Raw genomic sequence first — 583 nt, forward strand, 5'->3', positions numbered from 1 at the left:
CCGATGCGCTGCGTGTCCGGCATCTGGAACTGGATGACTATCGCGGGGCATGGCTTTCGATTGATGACCTGCAACTGGACTGGTCGCCCCTGCGGCTGCTGACCCGGCATGCGGTCATCAACAACCTGTCCATGGCGCGGCTGTCCATTCCGCGCCTGAGCGAGGATGACCCCGCCCACCCCAAAAAGCCGGAAAAACAATCCGGCGGCAGCATCCATATGGCCGTGGACATCCGCGCGGCGCATGTGGCGCGTATCGAGGTGGGCGCGCCATCGCCCGCGTTCCGGCGGTTTTCAGCCTGGGCGGCCATGCGCGGCTGGATGACATCGCGCCGGTGCTTGACGATTTTTCCATCGCCACCCTGCCGCCTGCCGATATTGCCCTGAACCTTGCCCGGCTGGATCATCCCGGCCATGCCGACCTGACCCTGCGGCTGGACCAGAAAAACGTCTTCGCCGCCCTGCGCGCGCATGAAGGGGCGGACGGGTTTGTCGCCGTGCTGAGCGGGCTTGACGCGCTCGCGCCGCTGGATCTCTCGCTGGACCTGAACGGCGCGCGTGACGACACGCGGCTTGCCCTCGCG

Annotated in this window: 2 protein-coding genes; both read left to right on the forward strand. The window is 66.6% G+C overall.

The window, feature by feature from the left end; all coding sequences use genetic code 11:
• Positions 1-386, forward strand: a 386-nt coding sequence (locus tag JCM25156_RS26690) for a hypothetical protein (protein ID WP_242402767.1), incomplete at its 5' end; no start/stop codon positions are given.
• Positions 335-583: hypothetical protein (locus tag JCM25156_RS31860; protein ID WP_242402768.1), on the forward strand; the 249-nt coding region annotated here is incomplete at its 3' end. The genes JCM25156_RS26690 and JCM25156_RS31860, both read left to right, overlap by 52 nt.

The sequence above is a fragment of the Komagataeibacter kakiaceti JCM 25156 genome (assembly GCF_000613305.1).